This is a genomic window from Streptomyces sp. NPDC003027 (assembly GCF_053591435.1).
In genome coordinates this window covers 95,601-111,188 of sequence record NZ_JBSFTU010000022.1, presented here as the reverse complement: position 1 = coordinate 111,188, position 15,588 = coordinate 95,601, and the positions used below count along the sequence as shown (strand labels likewise).

Below are 15,588 nucleotides of genomic sequence, written 5' to 3'. Positions count from 1 at the left end.
TCCCTCCCCGCCCCCCCCCCCCCCCCCGGCCCCCGGCGGGCCCGGGGGCCCCCCTTCTCGGTGGGCGTCGGCGTCCGGGACGCGTCAGCGGCGCGCCACGCCCTCGGCGCGGGCGGCGGCGGCCACGGCGGCGGTGACCGCCGGGGCGACGCGCTCGTCGAACGGGGACGGGATCACATAGTCGGCGGCGAGCTGGGCGCCGACCACGTCCGCCAGGGCGTTCGCCGCGGCGATCTTCATGCCCTCGGTGATCCGGGAGGCCCGGACCTGGAGGGCGCCCGCGAAGATGCCCGGGAAGGCGAGGACGTTGTTGATCTGGTTCGGGTAGTCCGAACGGCCGGTCGCCACGACGGACGCGTACTTGTGCGCGACGTCGGGGTGGACCTCGGGGTTCGGGTTGGCCATGGCGAACACGAAGGCGTTCGGCGCCATCGAGGCGACCGCGGCCTCCGGGACCGTACCGCCGGAGACGCCGATGAAGACGTCCGCGCCGGCCAGGGCGCTCTCCAGGGAGCCGGTGAGGCCCGCCTTGTTGGTGATCTCCGCGAGCTCGCGCTTGACCGCGGTGAGGTCCTCACGGTCACGGCTGACGATGCCCTTGCGGTCCGCGACGGCCACGTCGCCGAGCCCCGCCTCCAGCAGGAACTTGGCGATGGCGACCCCGGCCGCCCCGGCGCCGGAGATGACTCCGCGCAGGTCGCCGAGGGTGCGGCCGGTCAGCTTCGCCGCGTTGCGGAGCGCGGCGAGCGTGACGACGGCCGTGCCGTGCTGGTCGTCGTGGAAGACGGGGATGTCGAGGCGCTCCTGGAGCTTGCGCTCGATCTCGAAGCACCGCGGCGCCGAGATGTCCTCCAGATTCACTCCTCCGAAGGAGGGGGCGAGCCGGACGACGGTCTCCACGATCTCGTCGGTGTCGGTGGTGGCGAGCGCGATCGGCACCGCGTCCACGCCTCCGAACTGCTTGAAGAGGATGGCTTTCCCCTCCATGACCGGAAGCGACGCCTCCGGGCCGATGTCGCCGAGTCCGAGCACGGCCGTTCCGTCGGTCACGACGGCGACGACCTGGGACTTCCAGGTGTAGTCGTGGACCAGCTCCGGCTGCTCGGCGATCGCGGTGCACACCTTGGCGACGCCTGGTGTGTACGCGAGGGACAGGTCGTCCTTGTCCCGGAGCGGCACGGTGGCCGCGACGGCCATCTTGCCGCCACGGTGCAGAGCGAAAGCCGGATCGAAGGGCTCCTCATGAGCCCCTTCCGCACCGCTCCCGCTGCGAGGGTTGACGATCTCCGCTGCCATTGGGTTGACCCCTTAAGTCTTCATCATTTGAGGGTGGCCACTCCTGGTTGAGGAGGGGGTGGGTGGGTCCCGCGGCCACCGTGTCTGGCAGCCGCGCGGGCGCGCCGCACAACGCGCCCTGAGCCCCGGATGAGGGGTGTAAGGATCCTTCTTACCGGACGGACGGCACCGCGGACGAGTCCATAGTGGAGCGGTGATGCGACTCATACGGCCGTATCGGCACCTTGTCTTGGGTGGACGCGTCACGAATGTCCGGACAGATATGCCGGCACACCGAATCGCGTGGTTCGTGTCGTCCGAATGGCGAGATGGGCCGGAGATTTTCCGGTCCGGAGGAGGTATCTCCGGAGAAGGTCCGGCCGGGAAGGACCGGCTTCTCGAAGTTCGGGGGTCACCCGTTATCCGATTTTGACATGCGGGGCAGTCTGTTTGAGGGGGTCCGAATGGCAAGATGCCGTAATCACACGAGGTCGCGACACCCGAAGGTGCGTGCGCGGCCTATGGCAACTCCCTCATACGCCGGAGGAACCCGACCATGACCGCACGCTCCACGCGTTGTACGACCGCCAAGACCCGCACCTCCCGTCTTGCCGCGGTCGCCGCCATCGCGGTCGCCGGCTCCATGCTGCTGACCGCGTGTGGCGACCAGACCGAGGGCGCGAAGACCACCCCCGAGGGCGGCACGCAGTCCGTCGCCTCCAACGCGCCCCTCTTCTCGAAGCTGCCCGCCGACATCCAGAAGGCCGGCGTCATCAAGGTCGGCACGGACGCCACGTACGCCCCGATGGAGTTCAAGCAGGGCAACGAGATCGTCGGCGTCGACCCCGACATCGCCGCCGCCCTCTCCAAGCAGCTCGGCGTGAAGTTCCAGTTCACCAGCGGCACCTTCGACACCCTGCTGACCGCCCTGCCCACCGGTCGCACCGACATCGTCATGTCCTCCATGACGGACACCAAGGCCCGTCAGGAGGGTCTGGACGACAAGGGCAGGAAGACCGGCACGGGCGTCGACTTCGTCGACTACTTCACCGCCTCCACCGGCATCCTGGTGAAGAAGGGCAACCCGGAGAACATCAGGTCGCTCGACGACCTGTGCGGCAAGAAGCTGGCCGTGCAGCGGGGCACGACGTACGAGCAGGCCGCCAAGGACCAGGCCGAGAAGTGCAAGAAGGACGGCAAGCCGGCCCTCACCTTCGAGTCCTTCCCGACCGACGCCGAGGCGCAGACCCGCGTCAAGGCCGGCGGCGCCGTCGCCGACCTGAACGACTCCCCGGTCGCCGCGTACATCGCGAAGACGGCGGGCGGCGGCAAGGACTTCGACGCGATCGCCAACAAGACGGACGCCGGCTACTTCGGCATCGCCGTCGACAAGAAGGACACCCAGCTGCGCGACGCTCTCAAGGAAGCGCTGGACGCGATCATCAAGGACGGCACGTACAAGGCCGCCCTCGACAAGTGGAACGCGGGCGACGGCGCCATCCCCGCGGCCAAGATCAACGGCGGCTCCTGACCCCCACGCACCACTGAAGGGCAGTCGTTGTGACTGACAAGCTCGACAAGGTTCCCGCCGGGGCGTCGCCCGCCCCGGCCGGGCTCCCGCCGGAGGCCATCAAGGCCATTCCGGTCCGCCACTACGGACGCTGGGTCGCCGGCGTCCTGGTCGTGGCGCTCCTGGCCCTGCTCGCGTACGCCTTCTCGCAGGGCAACGTGCGCTGGGCGACGGTGCCGGAGAAGCTGTTCGACCCCAGCATCCTGTCCGGCCTGGGGAACACGATCCTCATCAGCGTCGCCTCGATGGCGCTGGGCCTGGTGCTGGGTGTGCTCTTCGCCGTCATGCGGCTCTCCAAGAACCCGGTGACCAGCTCCGTCGCCTGGCTCTACATCTGGGTCTTCCGCGGCACGCCGGTCTATGTGCAGCTGCTGATCTGGTTCAACCTCGCCCTGATCTTCCCGATCTTCAACATCGGGTTCTACAAGGACGAGATGACCGATGTCATGACCCCCTTCCTGGCCGCCCTGCTGGGTCTCGGCCTCAACGAGGGCGCGTACATGGCGGAGATCGTCCGGGCCGGTATCCAGTCGGTCGACGAGGGCCAGACGGAGGCGTCGCACGCCCTGGGCATGAGCCAGGCGAAGACCATGCGGCGCGTGGTGCTGCCGCAGTCGATGCGGGTGATCATCCCGCCGACGGGCAACGAGTTCATCAACATGCTGAAGACCTCGTCCCTGGTCGTGGCGGTGCAGTATCCGGATCTGCTGCGGGCCTCGCAGGACATCGCGTCGACCTCGTTCGCGGTGATGGAGATGTTCTTCGTCGCCTCGATCTGGTACCTGATCCTGACCTCGGTGTTCAGCGTGGGCCAGTTCTATCTGGAGCGGCACTACGCACGCGGCTCCCTGCGCACGCTGCCCCCGACGCCATGGCAGAAGGTCAAGGCGAACCTGGTCTCCCTCTCCAACTGGCGGCGGTGAAACACATGACGGCAATGGTGAAGGCCGAGGGCGTCCACAAGTCCTACGGTGCCGCCCACATCCTCAAGGGCATCGACCTAGAGGTGAACAACGGCGAGGTGTTCTGCCTGATCGGCCCGTCCGGTTCCGGCAAGTCGACCTTCCTGCGGTGCATCAACCACCTGGAGAAGATCAACTCCGGGCGGCTGTACGTCGACGGTGAACTGGTGGGCTACCGCCAGAAGGGCGACAAGCTCTACGAGCTGAAGGACAGCGAGGTCGCCGCCCAGCGCCGCGACATCGGCATGGTCTTCCAGCGCTTCAACCTGTTCCCGCACATGACGGCCCTGGCCAACGTCATGGAGGCGCCGATCCAGGTGAAGGGCGAGTCGAAGGCGGTCGCCCGCGAGCGGGCCGAGCGGCTGCTCGACCGGGTGGGCCTGGCCGACAAGGCCGGGAACTACCCCTCGCAGCTCTCCGGCGGTCAGCAGCAGCGTGTGGCCATCGCCCGCGCGCTGGCGATGGAGCCGAAGCTGATGCTCTTCGACGAGCCCACGTCGGCGCTCGACCCCGAGCTGGTCGGCGACGTCCTCGACGTCATGCGGGACCTGGCCGAGTCGGGCATGACGATGGTCGTCGTCACCCACGAGATGGGCTTCGCCCGCGAGGTGGGCGACTCCCTGGTGTTCATGGACGGCGGTGTCGTGGTCGAGTCCGGCCACCCGCGCGATGTCCTCGGCGACCCCCAGCACGCCCGGACGAAGGCGTTCCTGTCCAAGGTGCTGTAAGCGGTACGGCGTGCGAAGGGGCGGTACGGGACTCCCGTACCGCCCCTTCGCCGTGGACGCGGCCTACTTCACCGCGAGCATCAGCGTGTCGGAGGGCGAGGCCCAGACGGGGCGCGCCTCGGCGAAGCCGGCGGCGCGCAGGATCTCGCCGTGGCGGCGGGCGGAGGGCATGTCGCCGTCGGCGTGCTCGCCGTAGATCTCGAAGCGGCGGGCGGTGGGCTCCGCGAGGACCGGGTCGGCGGCGGCGAGCGCCCACCAGTCCGCCCAGTCGAGGGCGCCGGCGGCCTTGGCCTCGTCCATGCGGGCGTGCCGCTGGGCGCGCTCGGCGGCGTTGATGCGCGGGGTGGTCTCGTCGATCATGTGGTCGGCGTTCATGAAGACGCCGCCGTCGCGGACGACCCCGGCGAGCTGCCCGTAGAGCGCGGTGAGCGGCTCGGTGTGGAGCCAGTGCAGCGCGGTGGCGGTGAGGACGGCGTCGTACGTGTCGTGCGGGAGCTTCGTGACCCACGCGGGGTCCTTGAGGTCTGCGGTCACGAGGGTGACGCGCTCGTCGCCGGCGAAGTACCCCTCGGCGATGGCGAGCAGGGCGGGGTCGAGGTCGACGCCGGTGCTGATCGCGTTCGGGAACCGCGCGAGGAGCCGATCCGTGATACTCCCAGTACCGCACGCCAGGTCGAGGACGCGGGGCTCCGGTCCCACCAGGGCCTCGACCATGTCGAGCATCACGCGGAACCGCTCCTCGCGGTCCGGCATGTACCACTCCTGCTGGCGGTCCCAGCTCTGCTGCCAGGCCGCCCAGTCGGTTCCGGTCGTCGCCGCGTCCGTCATCGCCCTACCTCGCCCTCTTCGTAATACCCTCGAAGGGGAAACAGCCGTTACCCCTTTCCGCCCCGACCCTAGACCGCCTGAGTAAGGACTACAAGTGGAACTGGCCTATTACTCGGATTACGCCGTGCGTCTGGTCAACACCGAGGAGCCGACGCGCAACAAGGACTCCCTGACCTCGGTCGAGGCGGTCCGGGAGCTCTTCGGCGCGGCCTCCCAGATGGCCAGGCGGGCGACGGACGCCGACGTGACGCGCTTCCGTTCGGTACGCGGCCGGCTGCGGGCCGTCTTCACCGCGGCCGACGAGGGCGACCAGACCCGGGCCGTGGACCTGCTGAACTCCCTGCTCCTGGAGTTCCCGGTGAGCCCGCAGATCTCGGGGCACGACCACCTCGACGGCGAAGGGCGGCCGCGCTGGCACATGCACCTCGCCGACCACCCTTCGAACGCCACCGCGGGCTACGCGGCCATCGCCGCGATGGGGCTCGCCTTCCACCTGACCGAGTTCGGCGCCGATCGGCTCGGCCTGTGCCAGGCCGCACCGTGCCGCAACGCCTACCTCGACACCTCGACCAACCGCTCCCGGCGCTACTGCTCGGACCGCTGCGCGACCCGCGCCAACGTGGCCGCCTACCGGGCCCGCAAGCGCCTGGAGGCCGAACGGACCGACCAGGAGGACGAGCGCACCGGCCTGACGGCCGAGAGCAGCCAGGAGAGCACGACGGCCGGCGAGCGCCGGCGGCCGGGAGTCACGGGGCGGTAGCGCGCCCGCACGCGGCCGAGCACCAACTCGGCGGGCACGACCCCGAAGACCCGGCTGTCACCCTCGGCGCCGGGGTTGTCCCCGAGCACCCACCAGCCGGCGCCCTGGCGCTCGACCAGGCGCTTGACGATGAGCAGATCCTGCTGGAGCGGATGGCGCAGCACGGCCACGTTCCCCGGGCGCAGCCGGGCTCTGTAGTGCACGAGCAGCTGATCGCCGTGGAGCAGCGTGGGCACCATCGACACCCCGGTCACCTCGGCGATACCGAACAGGGGCCCGGCTCCCCGCCCCGGCTCCCGCCCCGATTCCGTCATCCGGCACCTCCCGGTCCGATCGTCCACGAGTCCCATGGTGACCCTGGACTTTTGTCCTAAGCCCTAGGGGGCGCTCGCGAAAACGCGCTTCTCACGGAGTAATGTCCCACCTGAGAAGACGATCACGAGGAAGGACAGCTCAATGCTCTCCCGCCTGTTTGCCCCCAAGGTGAAGGTCAGCGCCCACTGCGACCTCCCCTGCGGTGTCTACGACCCGGCCCAGGCCCGGATCGAGGCCGAGTCGGTCAAGGCCGTCCAGGAGAAGTACCAGGCCAACGAGGACGCGCACTTCCGCGCCCGCGCCACGGTCATCAAGGAGCAGCGCGCGGAGCTCGCCAAGCACCACGTCTCGGTGCTGTGGAGCGACTACTTCAAGCCCCCGCACTTCGAGAAGTACCCGGAGCTCCACCTGCTCATCAACGAAACCCTGAAGGCCCTCTCGACCGCCAAGGCGTCGACGGACCCGAAGACGGGCGAGAAGGCCCTCGAGCTCATCGCCGAGATCGACCGCATCTTCTGGGAGACCAAGAAGGCCTGACCTTCCTCCCCGCAGAGCGCCCGAAGGGGCCCGACCGGCGATCCCGGTCGGGCCCCTTCCGCGTGCGTGGCTCGGAGTGCGGGGCGGGCGGGTGGCTGGGCTCAGGCGGTCTGGAGCGGCCGGCGGCCGAACGCTGCCCCCTGCGGCAGTTGGCGTCCGACCCGGGCGAGGGCCTCCTCGAAGTCACCGCCCGCGATGCCGGATTCGTAGGCCGCGCCGGCGTGGTGCAGCGTCAGGCTGAGGTCCACGCGTTCACCGAGCGTCAGCAGACAGCTGAGGGTGGCCTGCTCGGTGACCCCGTCGAGGACCACGGGAAGCGGCAGATCCCATTCCAGTACGCACCCGGTGAGCGTCCTGCCGCCCTCACCGGCCGCACGCAGGGCCCCGAAGCTCGCGCCCTTGTACTCGATTCCCCTGATGCGGGTGGACACGTGCGCTCCGTCCACCGTGATGACGATCGCTTCCGCGCCGCCGCGGTCCCGGTACCAGCCGGTCCAGACTTCTGTCGACTCCGATGACATGCGCGGACTGTAGCGGTATGACCGGCTCCACCGCGCGGCCGGTCACCCCGGGGCCTGACTTCTCCCGGTCTCGTCGTTCTTGCCGGTCAACTGCGTGCTCGCGGCTTCCGCACCACCCGTTCCGGTGCCCGCGGAACCCTCCCCGCTCCCGGCGCCCGCGGAGTCCTCGGTGCCCTCGGCACCGTCCGGTGCCGCACCGGTCGGCCGGGAGCCGTCCGCCTTGCGGCCGAAGAGTTCGCAGTCCGGGTTGGGGCACGGCCGTGCCTCCCAGACCGGCACCCAGGCCCCCATGACCTTGTGCCGCTTGATGGCCGTACCGACACGCTGTCCACAGGCCGGGCAGCGGGGGTCGGCTTGTGGATCATGGACGGTGTGGCGTCCTTCGGTGCCCATACCTCCAGGGTAGAGCGCCCTCCTGGTCACCGCTTCCTGGTGTACGTACGGACCAGCACGCCGTTGTCGAAGGCGCGCACCGTGCCCAGTTCGAAGTCGCGAGGCTCGAAGTCCGTGCCGAACATCGGCATGCCGGAGCCGAAGACCTGCGGATACGTCTTGACGATCAGCTCGTCGATCTCGTCGATCAGCTCCCCGGCGATGGTGGAACCGCCGCAGAGCCAGATGCCGAGCGGGCTGTCCTCGGCCTTGAGTTCGCGGATCCGGCCGATCAGGTCGTCCGTGATCAGCTCGACGTTGGGGTCCGGCGACTCGGTCAGCGAGCGGGTGGCGACGAGCTCGCGCATGTGGGCGTACGGGCTGGGGACGCCGGCGTCCAGGCCGAGCCGGTAGGAGTTCATGCCCTGGACGACGGTGTCGAAGTGCTGGTTCCGGGAGTCGGGGTCGACGCCGAGCAGGGCCCAGCCCTGGGCGGCGATGGTCTCCGGGTACTCCGTCTTCAGATACTCCAGGTACTCCCCTCGCACGTACTGGTAGGTGGAGGTGGCATCGCCCTTCGGGTCAGCGATGAAGCCGTCGATGCTGCAGGCGATGAAGTAGGTGAGCTTGCGCAAACCGGTCCTCTTTGTCTTCGGGAGGCGGCTGCGATCGCAACCACGACAGTTATAGTGCTTCACCTGTAGTGGTTGCGCAAGACCCTTTCCCGAATGTTCGAAGGAGCCGGCGATGGCAAGAAATCCGGAACGGCGGGCCGCCCTGCTCGACGCGGCGATCGAGGTCCTCGCGGACGAGGGCGCCCGCGGGCTGACCTTCCGCGCGGTCGACACCCGCGCGGGCGTCCCCACGGGCACCTCGTCCAACTACTTCACCGACCGGGACCAGTTGCTCTCCCAGGTCGGGGACCGGATCTTCGTCCGACTCACCCCCGCCCCCGGCTCCCTCGACACGGCCATGCGGCCGGAGCCCAGCCGAGAACTCGTCGTGGAACTGATGCGGTGGCTCGCCCGGCGCATGGCGGCCGAGCGCAGCTGCTACCTCGGCCTCTTCGAACTGCGCCTGGAAGCCGCCCGCCGCCCCGACCTGCGCGGCCGGCTCACCGGGATCCTGCGCTCGGACCTGGACTACAACATCCGCCTCCATCTGGACTCGGGGATGCCGGGCGACGGCGACACCGTCCGGCTGCTCTACTTCGCGCTCACCGGGCTGCTCCTGGACCACTTCACCGTCCCCGGCCTCCACGGCGACCGGGCACTGGACGACCTGATCGAGACGGTCGTCACCCGGATCGTGCCCGAGACCTGAGCCTCACCGCGTCCGGCGGGTGACGAACTCCGCCAGGGCCAGCAGATCCCCGGCGGCGGACAGGTCCGGCACCGCGCGGGAGAGATGGCGCACGGCCAGAGCCATCCGGTCGGCCGCCTCCGCCTGCGCCCAGTCGCGGCCGCCCGCCCGGTCCACCGCGTCCGCCGCCGCCCGCACCGCAGCGGGATCGAGCACCGGACGGGCGTAGAGCCCGGCCAGCTCCTCCCCCGCCGCTGTCCCCGAAGCGAGCGCCGCCACCACCGGCAGCGACTTCTTGTGGGCGACGAGATCGGCCCCAGCCGGCTTGCCCGTCCGGTCGGGGTCGCCCCAGATCCCGATCAGATCGTCGATCAACTGGAACGCGAGCCCCGCCTCCCGGCCGAAGGCGTCCATCGCCGCCACCTCCGCCTCACCCGCACCCGCGTACAGCGCGCCCATGGCACAGGCACACCCCAGCAGCGCCCCCGTCTTGGCGGTCGCCATCGCCAGACACTCGTCCAGCGACACCTCGTGCGGGCCGCGCCGCTCGAAGGCGCAGTCCGCCTGCTGACCGGCGCACAGCTCGATGACGCAGCCGGCGAGCCTGGCCGACGCCGCGGCCGAGGCAGGATGGCCCTCCTCCGCGAGCAGGCGCAGCGCCAGGGCCAGCATCGCGTCGCCCGCGATCAGCGCGTCAGGGACACCGAACACCGTCCACGCCGTGGGCCGGTGCCGGCGGGTCGGATCCTCGTCCACGATGTCGTCGTGGAGCAGGGTGAAATTGTGCGCGAGCTCCACCGCGGCCGCCGCCCGCACCGCCGGGGCCGGATCACCGCCGAGGGCGCGGGCCGCGGCCAGCACGAGAGCGGGCCGGATCGCCTTGCCGGTCTGCCCGGCGGCCGGCGTGCCGTCCGCGTGCTCCCAACCGAAGTGGTACATCGCCACTCGCCGTATGGAGCCGGGCAACGACTCGACGAGTGTGCGCAGTCGGGGATGGACGACGTTCATCGTGTGCTCGAGGAACGCCGCGGCCCCGTGCCCGTCGGTCATGGCGTCCGCGCTGGTCGTGGTCACGGTCACTTCCTCCTCTTTTTGAGGCTCGGTTCTCCCCCTGGCTTCGCCGGGGACCCGAAGGGGCGCGCGGGCGTAGCACGGACATGGTGGCGGCCCCCTCCCCTCGTCAGTGCCAGCGGCTGACCTCCACGTTCTCCAGGACGCCCAGGGCGTCCGGTACCAGCACCGCGGCCGAGTAGTAGGCGGTGACCAGGTAGGAGATGATCGCCTGCTCGTCGATGCCCATGAAGCGGACGGACAGGCTCGGCTCGATCTCGTCCGGAATCCCCGTCTGGTGCAGGCCGATCACGCCCTGGTCCGCCTCGCCCGTACGCATACAGATGATCGACGTCGTCCGGGCGTCCGAGATCGGGATCTTGTTGCAGGGGTAGATCGGCACACCGCGCCAGGTCGGGATGCGGTTGCCGTTGACCTCGATGGACTCGGGGACCAGGCCCCGGCGGTTGCACTCGCGGCCGAAGGCGGCGATGGCCCGCGGGTGGGCGAGGAACATCTTGGAGCCGCGGCGGCGCGAGAGCAGCTCGTCCATGTCGTCCGGCCCGGGGACGCCGTCGTGGGGCTGGAGCCGCTGGCCGTAGTCGCAGTTGGAGAGGAGCCCGAACTCCTTGTTGTTGACCAGCTCGTGTTCCTGGCGCTCGCGCAGCGCCTCCACCGTGAGCCGCAACTGCTGCTCGGTCTGGTTCATCGGCTGGTTGTAGAGATCGGCCACCCGGCTGTGGACCTTCAGCACGGTCTGGGCGACGGACAGTTCGTACTCACGAGGAGAGGCGTCGTAGTCGACGTAGGTGTGCGGGACGATCGCCTCGCCGACGTGACCGGCGGAGAGGTCGATCGCCGCCTCGCCGTACTTGTTGGTGCGCTGGTGGGGCAGTGCGGCCACGCCCGCGAGGTGGGCGGCGAGCGAGCCGGCGCGGTCGGCGAGGTTGCGGACGTCGTCGCGGGTGAGTTCGAGGACGGTGCAGGCGGTGGCCGCGCGGGCGGTCCACTCCCACGTGGCGTCGGAGTGGGTGAGCGAGCTGTCGCCGAAGTAGGCGCCGTCGGCGAGGACTCCGAGGATCGCCTCGTCGCCGTACGGCCCCTCGCCCAGCTGCTCGACCTTGCCGTGGGCCAGGAGGTGCACCCGGTCGGCGGGTTCGCCCGCGGTGGCGATCAGCTCGCCCTGCGCGTACTGGCGCTGACGACAGCGCGCCGCCAGCTCGGCGAGGGCAGCCTCGTCGTCGTACCCCCGCAGTGCGGGGAGTTCGCCGAGCTCGGCGGGGATGACGGCGACCTGCTCACCGGTCTGCACGAACGTGACGCGTCCGTCTCCCACGGCGTAGCTGAGCCTCCGGTTGACCCTGTACGTACCACCCTGCACCTGCACCCACGGCAGTATCCGCAACAGCCACCGGGAGGTGATCTCCTGCATCTGCGGGGCCGATTTGGTGGTGGTCGCGAGGTTCCGCGCGGCGGCGGTACCGAGACTCTGCTGCGGCCCCGCCTGCTCCGCACGGACCTCGTCGCCAACCGAACCAACGGACATGGAACTCCCTCTCGTATGACTGACCTGCGAGAGGAAGCCTTTCAGCACGGAGCGTGCCAGCGCCATTACACAAATGAGTGGGAGTGGATCATCTCCAGCGGGGCATGTCACACGCTTTCCACTCGAACAGCGCAGCCCCTTCGGTCTCATGGCTCACTGTCCGGATCGGCTCGCACACGGTCCGAACGGCTGGTGCGCGAGTGGATCGCTCCGTTACTTCGGGAACACTCGCAGTAACCGGCAGCCCGCTTGCGTCCCTGCCCTCCCCCATTCCCCTGATCGAAGGAGTCGGCCATGGCCCCACCCATGTCCGCGAGCAGGTTCCTCGACGCGCTGCGCGACGAGGGCCTCTCGGTCGTCGAGGTCGGCGACTGGCGTACCCACAACCGCAACCACAAGGGCCCCTGGGGCCCTGTCCACGGCGTGATGATCCACCACACCGTCACCCGCGGCACGGCGAACACCGTCCGGCTCTGCCGGGACGGCTACGCCTCCCTGCCGGGACCGCTCTGTCACGGCGTGATCGCCAAGAACGGCACGGTCCACCTCGTCGGGTACGGCCGCGCGAACCACGCGGGCGCCGGTGACGACGACGTCCTGCGGGCCGTCATCGCCGAGCAGCGCCTGCCGCCGGACAACGAGGCCACCACGGACGGCAACCGGCACTTCTACGGGTTCGAGTGCGAGAACCTCGGTGACGGGAAGGACCCGTGGCCGAAGGTGCAGCTGGAGGCCATCGAGAAGGCGGCCGCGGCGGTGTGCCGGGTGCACGGCTGGACGCAGCGTTCGGTCATCGGGCACCTGGAGTGGCAACCGGGGAAGGTGGACCCCCGGGGCTTCACCATGGCGTCGATGCGCCAGCGGATCGGCGAGCGCCTGCGGTAGGCCGTGTCCGTGGCCGCCGGGCCCGGCCCGGCCGCGGTGGACAATGGCCGGGTGAACGCGTTCGACCTCGCCCTCTCCCGGCTGCGGCCCCGGCTCCCGTCCCCGCTGGAGCCGGTCGAGGACGAGCGCTTCACCCGCTCCGGCCTGCGGCTGCTGCTCAAGCGGGACGACCTGATCCACCCGGACCTGCCGGGCAACAAGTGGCGCAAGCTGGCGCTCAACCTGCGGGCGGCGGACGGGCGGCCGGTGCTGACGTTCGGCGGCGCTTACTCCCACCACCTGCGTGCGACGGCCGCCGCCGGCCGGCTGCTCGGCTTTCCGACGACCGGGGTCGTACGAGGGGACGAGCTGGCCGGCCGGCCGCTGAACCCCTCGCTCGCGCGGTGCGCGGCGGACGGCATGCGCCTGGTGTTCGTGGACCGCTCCACCTACCGCTCCAAGAACGACCCCGCCGTGCTGGCCGCCCTGCTCGCCGGCGCTCCCCCGGAGACGTACGTGGTCCCCGAGGGCGGCAGCAACGCGCTCGCCGCCGAGGGCTCCGCGGAGCTCGGCCGCGAGCTGTCGGGCGCGGCGGACGTCGCGGCGGTGGCGTGCGGCACCGGCGGCACGCTCGCGGGTCTGGCCGCCGGTCTCGCGCCGGGGCAGCGGGCGCTGGGCGTCCCGGTCCTCAAGGGCGGCTTCCTCGGCGCGGAGATACGTGCCCTGCAGAGCGCGGCCTTCGGTGGCCCCCGGGGCGACTGGAGCCTCGACGAGCGCTTCCACGGGGGCGGCTACGCCCGTACGAGCCCCGCCCTGGAAGCGTTCGCGCGGGACTTCGAGGCGCGGCACGGACTCGCCGTCGAGCGACTGTATGTCGCCAAAATGCTGTACGGACTCGTCACCCTCGCGGAGGAGGGAGCGTTCGCCCCGGGCACCCGGATCGCGGCGGTGATCACCGGCGCGCCGTCGTGAGGACCCCGGGCACGCGGGACCGGCTCAGGCCGTCTCCTCGCGGTACGCCGCCGCCTCCTCCAGGTCCAGGCGGCGCAGCAGGGTGCGCATCATCTCGTCGTCGATGCGGCGCTCGTCGCGCAGGCGGACGAAGACCTCGCGTTCGGCTTCGATCATCTCGCGCGCCAGCCGGCGGTAGGTGTCGTCCGCGGTCTCGCCGGTGGCTTCGTTGACCGATCCGAGCCGCTCCCAGACCGCGTTGCGGCGGCGCTCCAGGACGGTGCGGAGGCGGTCGGCCAGCGGCTGCGGCAGGGCGTTTCGTTCATCGCTCAGCAGCCGTTCGAGGCGCTCTTCGGCGGCCCTCGACGCTTCGCTCTGGGCCTGGGCCTCGGCCAGGGTCTCGGCCTGGCGGTCACGGCCCGGGAGCTTCAGCAGCCGGATGAGCGGCGGGAGGGTGAGCCCCTGCACCACCAGCGTCCCGATCACCGTGGTGAAGGTGAGGAAGAGGACAAGGTTCCGCGCGGGGAACTCCACCCCGTCCGTGGCGACCGGGATCGAGAAGGCGATGGCGAGCGAGACCACACCCCGCATCCCGGCCCAGCCGACGATCAGCGGTGCCTTCCAGTCCACCCCGGGCTCGCGCTCGCGGATGCGCCGCGACAACCGGCGCGGGATGAAGGTGGCCGGGAAGACCCAGACGAACCGGACCACGACGACGGCCACGAAGACGCCCACGGCGTACCAGGCCGCCTCGCCGACGCCGTACCGGCCGAGCCCCTGGACGACGTACGGCAACTGGAGTCCGATCAGCGCGAAGACGGCGGACTCCAGGATGAACGCGACCATCTTCCACACGGCCTCCTCCTGGAGGCGGGTGGCGAAGTCCACCTGCCAGTTGCGGTGGCCGAGGTAGAGGCCGACGACGACCACCGCGAGGACGCCGGAGGCGCCGACCTCCTCCGCCGCCGCGTAGGCGACGAAGGGGATGAGGAGCGAAAGGGTGTTCTGCAGCAGGGCCTCCCCGCCGAGCCGGCGGCGCAGCCAGTGGAGGGGGACCATGAGGACCAGCCCGACGCCGATCCCGCCGATCGCCGCGAGGGCGAACTCGCCGATGCCGCCCACCCAGCCGACGCCCGCCCCGACCGCCGCGGCGAGCGCCACCTTGAAGGCGGTGATCGCGGTGGCGTCGTTCACCAGGGACTCGCCCTGGAGGATGGTGGTGATCCGGTTCGGCAGCCCCAGCCTGCGGGCGATGGCGGTGGCGGCGACCGCGTCCGGAGGCGCGATCACCGCGCCGAGGACCAGCGCGGCGGTCAGCGGCAGATCGGGAACCAGGACGTAGGCGAGCCAGCCGACCGCGACCGTCGCGAAGAGGACGTACCCCACGGAGAGCAGGGCGACGGGCCGGAGATTGGCCCGCAGGTCGAGATAGGAGGACTCCACGGCGGCGGTGTGGAGGAGCGGCGGCAGGATCAGCGGCAGCACGATGTGCGGATCCAGGGCGTAGTCCGGTACGCCGGGGACGTACGAGGCGGCGAGGCCGGCCGCGACCAGGAGCAGCGGCGCCGGCACCGGTGTCCTCCGGGCGACGCCCGCCACCGCGGCGCTCCCCGCGACCAGCCCCACCAGTTCCAGTGCGTCCATGCCCCGTCCCCGCCTCGATCGACCCCGTAACCTGGCCATCATGAGCGAGTGTCCCCACGTTGCCGAAATGCCGCGCCCCGAACCCGCGCCGCTGAGCGACACCTGCCCGGAGTGCCTGTCCGACGGGACCCACCCCGTGCAGCTGCGGCTCTGCCTGAGCTGTGGGCACGTCGGCTGCTGCGACTCCTCGGCGGGGCGGCACGCGACGAGGCACTTCTCGGCCACCGGGCACCCGGTGATGCGGACCTTCGAGCCGGACGAGCGCTGGCGCTGGTGCTTCGTGGACGGTTCGATCGTCTGACGGTTGGGTACGTCACACCCCCGCGGCCAAACGCCCGTCGAGCCCCCGCAATTGGGCCCCGC

At 70.6% G+C, this 15,588-nt stretch carries 17 protein-coding genes and 1 pseudogene; 9 read left to right on the top strand and 9 right to left on the bottom strand.

Annotated elements, in window-relative coordinates; genetic code table 11:
- Positions 1-84: 84 nt before the first annotated feature.
- On the bottom strand, positions 85-1,296 hold the full coding sequence (locus tag ACWDX6_RS18010) for an NAD(P)-dependent malic enzyme (protein ID WP_451485865.1): 1,212 nt from the start codon (positions 1,294-1,296) through the stop codon (positions 85-87).
- 535 nt (positions 1,297-1,831) lie between these two features.
- Between ACWDX6_RS18010 and ACWDX6_RS18005 the strand changes: the two genes are divergently transcribed.
- From ACWDX6_RS18005 to ACWDX6_RS17995, 3 genes are read left to right on the top strand one after another with little or no spacing between them, the layout of a single operon-like run.
- Positions 1,832-2,806 carry an ABC transporter substrate-binding protein gene (locus tag ACWDX6_RS18005; protein ID WP_451485864.1) on the top strand — a complete coding sequence of 325 codons (975 nt, stop codon included), beginning with the start codon at positions 1,832-1,834 and terminating at the stop codon, positions 2,804-2,806.
- 29 nt (positions 2,807-2,835) lie between these two features.
- A complete protein-coding gene (locus ACWDX6_RS18000) occupies positions 2,836-3,768 on the top strand; it encodes an amino acid ABC transporter permease (protein ID WP_356894472.1) in 933 nt (310 codons plus the stop codon).
- A 5-nt stretch (positions 3,769-3,773) separates the two neighbouring features.
- Positions 3,774-4,535 (top strand): amino acid ABC transporter ATP-binding protein, encoded by a 762-nt coding sequence (locus tag ACWDX6_RS17995; RefSeq protein WP_403288425.1) that lies wholly within the window; start codon positions 3,774-3,776, stop codon positions 4,533-4,535.
- Between the two features lie 63 nt (positions 4,536-4,598).
- Here the strand turns inward: ACWDX6_RS17995 and ACWDX6_RS17990 are convergent, their stop codons facing one another.
- On the bottom strand, positions 4,599-5,363 hold the full coding sequence (locus tag ACWDX6_RS17990) for a class I SAM-dependent methyltransferase (protein ID WP_451485863.1): 765 nt from the start codon (positions 5,361-5,363) through the stop codon (positions 4,599-4,601).
- A gap of 94 nt (positions 5,364-5,457) precedes the next feature.
- On the opposite strand from ACWDX6_RS17990, the gene ACWDX6_RS17985 reads away from it, so the two are divergent.
- Complete coding sequence (locus ACWDX6_RS17985; protein ID WP_451485862.1) at positions 5,458-6,123, top strand: CGNR zinc finger domain-containing protein; 666 nt, start codon at positions 5,458-5,460, stop codon at positions 6,121-6,123.
- Positions 6,124-6,188: 65 nt separating this feature from the next.
- Here the strand turns inward: ACWDX6_RS17985 and ACWDX6_RS17980 are convergent.
- Positions 6,189-6,362, bottom strand: a pseudogene (locus ACWDX6_RS17980) (S24 family peptidase); the annotation flags it as partial.
- A gap of 217 nt (positions 6,363-6,579) precedes the next feature.
- Between ACWDX6_RS17980 and sodN the strand changes: the two are divergent.
- Positions 6,580-6,975 (top strand): superoxide dismutase, Ni, encoded by a 396-nt coding sequence (gene sodN, locus ACWDX6_RS17975; RefSeq protein WP_403288422.1) that lies wholly within the window; start codon positions 6,580-6,582, stop codon positions 6,973-6,975.
- A gap of 101 nt (positions 6,976-7,076) precedes the next feature.
- Here sodN and ACWDX6_RS17970 read toward each other — a convergent pair whose 3' ends face one another.
- From ACWDX6_RS17970 to ACWDX6_RS17960, 3 genes are read right to left on the bottom strand one after another with little or no spacing between them, the layout of a single operon-like run.
- The gene (locus tag ACWDX6_RS17970) at positions 7,077-7,496 is read right to left on the bottom strand and encodes a DUF6304 family protein (RefSeq protein WP_451485861.1); all 420 of its coding nucleotides are present in this window, start codon (positions 7,494-7,496) and stop codon (positions 7,077-7,079) included.
- Between the two features lie 42 nt (positions 7,497-7,538).
- The gene (locus tag ACWDX6_RS17965; protein ID WP_451485860.1) at positions 7,539-7,889 is read right to left on the bottom strand and encodes a hypothetical protein; all 351 of its coding nucleotides are present in this window, start codon (positions 7,887-7,889) and stop codon (positions 7,539-7,541) included.
- A gap of 26 nt (positions 7,890-7,915) precedes the next feature.
- Positions 7,916-8,503 carry a dihydrofolate reductase family protein gene (locus tag ACWDX6_RS17960; RefSeq protein ID WP_451485859.1) on the bottom strand — a complete coding sequence of 196 codons (588 nt, stop codon included), beginning with the start codon at positions 8,501-8,503 and terminating at the stop codon, positions 7,916-7,918.
- A 112-nt stretch (positions 8,504-8,615) separates the two neighbouring features.
- Between ACWDX6_RS17960 and ACWDX6_RS17955 the strand changes: the two genes are divergently transcribed.
- On the top strand, positions 8,616-9,191 hold the full coding sequence (locus tag ACWDX6_RS17955) for a TetR/AcrR family transcriptional regulator (RefSeq protein WP_451485858.1): 576 nt from the start codon (positions 8,616-8,618) through the stop codon (positions 9,189-9,191).
- A 3-nt stretch (positions 9,192-9,194) separates the two neighbouring features.
- On the opposite strand, the gene ACWDX6_RS17950 is transcribed toward ACWDX6_RS17955, so the two are convergent.
- Both ACWDX6_RS17950 and ACWDX6_RS17945 read right to left on the bottom strand, forming a co-directional pair.
- Positions 9,195-10,220 carry a family 2 encapsulin nanocompartment cargo protein polyprenyl transferase gene (locus tag ACWDX6_RS17950; protein ID WP_451485870.1) on the bottom strand — a complete coding sequence of 342 codons (1,026 nt, stop codon included), beginning with the start codon at positions 10,218-10,220 and terminating at the stop codon, positions 9,195-9,197.
- A 130-nt stretch (positions 10,221-10,350) separates the two neighbouring features.
- Positions 10,351-11,766, bottom strand: coding sequence for a family 2B encapsulin nanocompartment shell protein (locus ACWDX6_RS17945; protein ID WP_451485857.1), 1,416 nt, complete (start codon positions 11,764-11,766; stop codon positions 10,351-10,353).
- A 294-nt stretch (positions 11,767-12,060) separates the two neighbouring features.
- Between ACWDX6_RS17945 and ACWDX6_RS17940 the strand changes: the two genes are divergently transcribed.
- Positions 12,061-12,651, top strand: coding sequence for an N-acetylmuramoyl-L-alanine amidase (locus ACWDX6_RS17940; RefSeq protein ID WP_451485856.1), 591 nt, complete (start codon positions 12,061-12,063; stop codon positions 12,649-12,651).
- Between the two features lie 51 nt (positions 12,652-12,702).
- Positions 12,703-13,602 carry a 1-aminocyclopropane-1-carboxylate deaminase/D-cysteine desulfhydrase gene (locus ACWDX6_RS17935; RefSeq protein WP_451485855.1) on the top strand — a complete coding sequence of 300 codons (900 nt, stop codon included), beginning with the start codon at positions 12,703-12,705 and terminating at the stop codon, positions 13,600-13,602.
- Positions 13,603-13,626: 24 nt separating this feature from the next.
- On the opposite strand, the gene ACWDX6_RS17930 is transcribed toward ACWDX6_RS17935, so the two are convergent.
- Complete coding sequence (locus tag ACWDX6_RS17930; RefSeq protein ID WP_451485854.1) at positions 13,627-15,225, bottom strand: Na+/H+ antiporter; 1,599 nt, start codon at positions 15,223-15,225, stop codon at positions 13,627-13,629.
- 40 nt (positions 15,226-15,265) lie between these two features.
- Here ACWDX6_RS17930 and ACWDX6_RS17925 point away from each other — a divergent pair, with 40 nt between their 5' ends.
- Positions 15,266-15,526 (top strand): UBP-type zinc finger domain-containing protein, encoded by a 261-nt coding sequence (locus ACWDX6_RS17925; RefSeq protein WP_451485853.1) that lies wholly within the window; start codon positions 15,266-15,268, stop codon positions 15,524-15,526.
- The last annotated feature ends 62 nt before the right edge of the window (positions 15,527-15,588 follow it).

What these genes read in the sequence shown, in the direction of transcription:
- ACWDX6_RS18010 (WP_451485865.1), bottom strand. Translation starts at nt 1,296, where the DNA reads ATGGCAGCGGAGATCGTCAACCCTCGCAGCGGGAGCGGTGCGGAAGGG.
- ACWDX6_RS18005 (WP_451485864.1), top strand. Translation starts at nt 1,832, where the DNA reads ATGACCGCACGCTCCACGCGTTGTACGACCGCCAAGACCCGCACCTCC.
- ACWDX6_RS17995 (WP_403288425.1), top strand. Translation starts at nt 3,774, where the DNA reads ATGACGGCAATGGTGAAGGCCGAGGGCGTCCACAAGTCCTACGGTGCC.
- ACWDX6_RS17990 (WP_451485863.1), bottom strand. Translation starts at nt 5,363, where the DNA reads ATGACGGACGCGGCGACGACCGGAACCGACTGGGCGGCCTGGCAGCAG.
- sodN (WP_403288422.1), top strand. Translation starts at nt 6,580, where the DNA reads ATGCTCTCCCGCCTGTTTGCCCCCAAGGTGAAGGTCAGCGCCCACTGC.
- ACWDX6_RS17970 (WP_451485861.1), bottom strand. Translation starts at nt 7,496, where the DNA reads ATGTCATCGGAGTCGACAGAAGTCTGGACCGGCTGGTACCGGGACCGC.
- ACWDX6_RS17965 (WP_451485860.1), bottom strand. Translation starts at nt 7,889, where the DNA reads ATGGGCACCGAAGGACGCCACACCGTCCATGATCCACAAGCCGACCCC.
- ACWDX6_RS17955 (WP_451485858.1), top strand. Translation starts at nt 8,616, where the DNA reads ATGGCAAGAAATCCGGAACGGCGGGCCGCCCTGCTCGACGCGGCGATC.
- ACWDX6_RS17950 (WP_451485870.1), bottom strand. Translation starts at nt 10,220, where the DNA reads ATGACCGACGGGCACGGGGCCGCGGCGTTCCTCGAGCACACGATGAAC.
- ACWDX6_RS17945 (WP_451485857.1), bottom strand. Translation starts at nt 11,766, where the DNA reads ATGTCCGTTGGTTCGGTTGGCGACGAGGTCCGTGCGGAGCAGGCGGGG.
- ACWDX6_RS17940 (WP_451485856.1), top strand. Translation starts at nt 12,061, where the DNA reads ATGGCCCCACCCATGTCCGCGAGCAGGTTCCTCGACGCGCTGCGCGAC.
- ACWDX6_RS17930 (WP_451485854.1), bottom strand. Translation starts at nt 15,225, where the DNA reads ATGGACGCACTGGAACTGGTGGGGCTGGTCGCGGGGAGCGCCGCGGTG.
- ACWDX6_RS17925 (WP_451485853.1), top strand. Translation starts at nt 15,266, where the DNA reads ATGAGCGAGTGTCCCCACGTTGCCGAAATGCCGCGCCCCGAACCCGCG.